At 60.3% G+C, this 5,234-nt stretch carries 3 protein-coding genes and 1 pseudogene; 1 reads left to right on the forward strand and 3 read right to left on the reverse strand.

The features are described 5' to 3' along the window. Nucleotides 1–88: 88 nt before the first annotated feature. Nucleotides 89–903, reverse strand: a protein-coding gene (locus tag BM536_RS11075; protein ID WP_170109901.1) for an IS5 family transposase whose coding sequence is annotated in 2 segments (ribosomal slippage) — nucleotides 89–561 and nucleotides 561–903 — 816 coding nt in all. Because the reading frame shifts where the segments join, the coding sequence is not laid out codon by codon here. Between the two features lie 599 nt (nucleotides 904–1,502). On the opposite strand from BM536_RS11075, the pseudogene BM536_RS11080 reads away from it, so the two are divergent. Further along, nucleotides 1,503–2,197: pseudogene (locus tag BM536_RS11080) on the forward strand (IS5 family transposase); the annotation flags it as partial. 5 nt (nucleotides 2,198–2,202) lie between these two features. Here the strand turns inward: BM536_RS11080 and BM536_RS11085 are convergent. Next, complete coding sequence (locus BM536_RS11085) at nucleotides 2,203–2,817, reverse strand: MaoC/PaaZ C-terminal domain-containing protein (protein WP_143650886.1); 615 nt, start codon at nucleotides 2,815–2,817, stop codon at nucleotides 2,203–2,205. Between the two features lie 323 nt (nucleotides 2,818–3,140). Beyond that, entirely contained in the window at nucleotides 3,141–4,523 is a 1,383-nt protein-coding gene (locus BM536_RS11090; protein WP_073500057.1) for an MFS transporter, read from the reverse strand. Nucleotides 4,524–5,234: the final 711 nt, after the last annotated feature.

Consider the following 5,234-nt stretch of genomic DNA (forward strand, 5'->3'; position numbering starts at 1 on the left):
ACTCGTCCGGCACCAGCCGCTCAACGATCCCCACCACGGCCGACATCCTACCGAACACGCCAAATGAGATGGCTTCTTAGACCGTGTCCTACATGGTCAGTTTGAGGAGCCGCTTGTAGCAGCAGAGAGCGGATGCCAGTCCAAGAAAGGCCAGGTAGTTGCCTGGTTGCCGCTCATAACGGTGGTTGAGCCGTCGGTAGCCCGTCAGCCAGGACATGGTGCGCTCAATGACCCACCTACGACGGCCGAGCCGCTCGCTGGAGTCGATGCCCTTGCGGGCGATACGGACACCGATGCGCTTGCCCCATAACCATCGCCGCAGGTGAGGGACGTCGTACGCCTTGTCCGCATGAAGGCGTTGAGGCTTGGAATCGGTCGCGTGGGATTCGTGTCCTATGTGGAAATGGGACAGCATCGGCTTCAGGGCCTGGCTGTCGTGGGTGTTGGCCGCGGAGAGCCCGACGCGTAGGGGCAGTCCGTTCGTGTCGGACAGGACATGCATCCTGGAACCTGGCTTGCCCCGGTCCACGGGGCTCGGACCTGTGTGTTCGCCCCCTTTTTAGCGCGCACGTGCGCGGAGTCGAGGACCGCACGGGACAGGTCGACCAGGCCCTCCTCGTCCAGGAGCTGGAGAACCTTCTGGTGCAGCCGTCCCCAGACTCCGGCGCGGGACCAGATGGCGAAGCGGCGGTGCACGGTCGACTTCGACGCTCCGAAGCACGGCGGTAACGCCCGCCAGGCACATCCGCTGACCAGCACATAGATGATCGCGGCAAACACGGCCTCATCATCGATGTTCGCGACCCCGCCACCCTGCGGACGCACCCGCGCCGGCGGCAGCAACGGCCTTGCCAACTCCCACAAGCCGTCCGGAACGATCCATCCCCACCGTCCACTCCCCATACCCAGCACAACAGCCAACTGACCATGTAGGACACGGTCTTAGTACTCCATCAGGAATTCGCCGCCTGACGTGGTCTTTCGCCGGGTGGCCGGAGTGTAGCGGGACTTCGGTCGTGCGGGGGCGGTCTCACGGAGACCGCCCCTCGATCGTGCGACAACGCCGCGGGCGACTGCTGGCGTCGGCGGCGCCAGTTCGACCAGCTCATCGCGTGGTGTCGTCCGCGGTGTCCACTCAGGTGCGGGGGTCGGGCGCGACAAGCTGCCAGGAGTCGCCGAACCTCCGCCACTGTGGGCCCGACGGCCCCGGCTGTCTCACCTGTTCCGCCCCCTTTTCCCAGGGCTGGTGTGCCGTGGCGGACAGGAAGGAGTGCGCGAGCATAGCTAAGAGGTCCTACCGGTAGTTCGTTAAATCCGGCCGATGGTGGGGATTGACGACGGGTCGGGTTGGTCGTAGGCCGGTGATAGGGGCCAACTGCCTGGCTGGGGGCTGAAGATGACTGCTCGCCGTCCGTGTCCGCCTGCGCCGGGACCGTTGGAGACTATGCGGCTCGGTTCGACGACCTCTTCTTCAGCCTGGCCCAGCGGCGGGGGTTTCGTGAGTATCTGACCGGGCTCTGTTCGTACTGCACACGGGCATCCAGTGGGAGTACCTGCCGCAAGAGTTGGGCTTCGGCTCGGGCATGACCTGCTGGCGGCGCCTGGCCGCCTGGAACGAGGCCGGCGTGTGGGAGAAGCTGCACGTGGTGCTGCTGAAGAAGCTGCGATCGGCGAAGCAGCTGGACTGGTCGAGGGCGGTGATCGACTCCTCCCACGTGCGGGCGGCCCGCAGGGGCCCAAAAGCGGTCCCAGCCCGGTCGACCGAGCGCGGCCGGGCAGCAAGCACCACGTCCTGGTCGACGGCCAGGGCATCCCGCTCGCGGTGTCTCTGACCGGCGGCAATCGCAACGACGTCACTCAGCTGATTCCGCTGCCGGACAAGATTCCCGCAGTCTCAGGCGCCGCCGGGCGGCCCCGCAGACGGCCGGACATGCTCTTCGCCGACCGAGACTACGACCACGACAAATACCGACGGTTGCTATGGAAACGCGGCATCCGGCCCGCGATCGCCCAACGCGGCCAACCACACGGCTCCCGCCTGGGCATCTTCCGCTGGGTCGTCGAGCGAACGATCTCCTGGCTGCACGGTTTCCGCCGCCTGCGCATCCGCTGGGAACGACGCGACGACATCCACGAAGCCTTCCTCGGCCTCGCCACCTGCCTCATCACCCACCGACACGTCCAACGCCTTTGTTAGGACCTCTAAGACCAGAACCCGAACGAGAGGACCTTAGATTCCGCGGAGACGAGGCTGAAACACTTTTCATTGTGCAATAGCCTGACCGGCTCATCTACATATACCGGGCGCGAGAAGAGTGTCTCGATCTCCGTGATCGGTCCAACAGAAAGACTCAAGTGCTTCACGATGTAGTTTGCCGTGCAGAAGCCCTGGATAAATGCTTTCGGGTGCCCGGAGAGTCGAGCCACTGCGTTGTGTATATGCACAAGATTTAAGTCCCCGGAGAGCTTGGCATAGTCACGCCCCATCTGGGCAGGAATGACGAAATCAATCGCTGCCTGGTAGTCCTCGATGGGAAGAGTTCGGGTCAGCGAAGCAAGATCGCTAACCCGTGATTTGCCGAGATGGGCGTGACTACGAAGCATCTTCATGCTTGCCGCCTTGATGCCACCTATCATGAAGTAATCTTCATAGGTCGTACAAGTCTCTCCTAAGTCATCCTGAATGGCTCCCTTGAATATGACGACCACCCGGTTCCTACCGAAGGGAACGATGTCATCCATACCAACCCAATAATGCTGGGATTTCCCAGGAGTAATGGGGCCAGGCGGTTTAATGAATTTTTGCGCAGTTTTCACGTGCCGAAGACTAGAGAAGTTGACTCCGAGATCACCGAGAGATCTTACGATCCAGGTCGCCGCGGATCGAGTCACATAATTGAACGGAACGCTATCAAGGCGTCCCGGTGGGACGTCGAAAAGATCTCCATAACGCTGGTGAGTCTCAGGCGAGATCGTATAGCTTGACGAAATCGCGCGACGCGAATCCTCTAAATTGAGCTTCCCTGAGTTGAGCAACCCCCTCACGATAAGCCAATAGTATCTGGGCTTGTAAGTGAATTGCGTTGGAGACAATTCCGGCACGGCTTGCACAGCAGACTCCGGCCCTCGTGTATTGATGATCACTTTTCCCCCGCGGGTTTCTTGGTCAGCCTTAGACAAAACGGAATAGCAATCGCAGAAAACACCGCCCCCGCATACCAGCTATTTTTGAGGGGTGTTGAGAAATCCGAAAGATTGTGCCGAGATCCCACAATGGTTACTAAGATAGCAACACCCAAACAGCCTGCTAACTGTCGTCCCGCATTAATTATGGCAGAACCGGTGGTTGCGCTGTCAGAAGGCAAGGACCCTGCAGCCACTGCAATCAGCGTGGCTGCAGCAAATGCGAAGCCAAATCCAGCGAATAGGAGGCTGACTAATAATGACTCTGCGTAATTCGGGTTCGTGTCGATGGAGTGCACCAGCCACAGTACCGACCCGCAGAACAAGAGACACCCAACGGCAGAGACCCTGTGACTTCCGAATCGCCGCGAAAGAGGTATGGAGAGTACTACTGCGATCGGGACTACAGCCGGGCCCGGAGACAGGGCGAGGCCCGTGCGGAGCGCCGAGTATTTCCAGACTGACTGACACCACAGAGAGAGTGAAACCAGCAGGATTGAGAATCCCACACTGAAAGCAATATTGGCGATATTCGCAGTGCGGAAATCTTTGATTTGGAGCAGACGTGGGTCTATGAGAGGCTCTGGCCGGCGGCTTGCGCTCGACGCAAGTATTGCTACAAAAATCCCCGCCGCGCTGAAGGTCGTGATGGTTCGCCAGTCAGCCCAAGACCACTCCGGCGCTTGAACCAAGCCCAGGCAGGTGGCTCCGATAGCGCCAGTGAGAAGGATCGACCCCAGCACGTCAATAGGCTTGCCTTGAATGTCTGCTGATGCGCGAGGCAGGCTACCCATCCCCAACAGAAGAATAAGGCAGCCGATCGGTACATTGACCAGGAATATCCAGCGCCAGTCAACCTGCACAAGAAGACCCCCGAGGACGGGGCCAAGCGCCGCAGCCATGCCTCCCACTGCCGACCATAAGCGCACCGCCGATTGGCGTCGCTCTGGGGCGGATACGTGTATGAGAATGGCTAGCGATGCGGGAAGTAGAGCTGCGGCTCCGAGACCCTGGAAGACTCGCGCAATGATGAGCACATTCACATCCGGCGCCGCCGCGCAAACCGCCGACGCCAGCGAGAACAGGACCATGCCAACCAGGAAGAGGCGCCGTTGCCCAAACCTGTCGCCCATGCGCCCGAACAAGACCAAAGCAGCAGCCAGCGTGATGGTGTAAGCGTTGAGCACCCACGAGAGACGCGCTAGGGAAGACACATCAAAATCTGTGCCGATTGCTTCGAATGCCACGTTCGCGACCCACAGGTCGAGATTGACCATGAAGGCCGATGATGAAACTATTGTAAATAGCAGGCCGTAAGAGGGCGGTTTCACATGTTTCATGACGTGCTGTTTCGTTTCTCGGAATACGACCGCTTGGCGCTAGCAGATCCCACTTCGGAAGATCACTCCGCCGTCACGCCAACGAGTTTCTGGATCATCATTCCGAGCTACTCGCATCGATGGCCGCGTGCACTTGGTTGCACATGCGGCAAAAGCGTCATCTACAACAGCTCATCAGGAACAGAGTAGAGGATACTCACCTGTCTGGGGCATCCAGGGTTGTGGTGTGATCAACTCTGGGTTGAAACTGTCGGCCCTAGTGAGACGTTCGACGCCGACACCACCCTCTGACGGTCGGCTGCTCTCGGTCGTCACTTGGGGAAAGGCCTAAAGCACCCTGGGTTCACGGAAGGGGCGTGGTCCACCGGAAGGCACTGGCTTGTGATTAGGAGCAGTGTCGCGACAAGGACGCCTTCTGCTCGTATGCCCAGGATCGCCCGGCTGGCGGCATTCCTCGACCGGGAGCGGATTGACGCCGGTCTGCATGCGCTTAGGTGCAGCAGGTCCTCAAAGGTGGTTGATCTCATGGGCGACGAGCCGGGCAAAGCCCCTGCTCGTACACCGCGGTGCCACGGTCCCCACCCGTGACCACACCAACGATGACCTTGCCCGCATGGCGTAGACCGTTGCAGCACTAGGCGCTGTTTCTCGGATCTCCTGACGGGGGTGGGGTATTGGGGTCAGGCTGGCTGCATGGGACGCGGAGACCTG

This window comes from Streptomyces phaeoluteigriseus, from assembly GCF_001896135.2.
In the GTDB taxonomy this organism is placed as follows: domain Bacteria; phylum Actinomycetota; class Actinomycetes; order Streptomycetales; family Streptomycetaceae; genus Streptomyces; species Streptomyces phaeoluteigriseus.

Excerpts from the sequence above, each read along its gene's own strand:
- BM536_RS11090 (WP_073500057.1), bottom strand. The coding sequence starts at position 4,523 with ATGAAACATGTGAAACCGCCCTCTTACGGCCTGCTATTTACAATAGTT.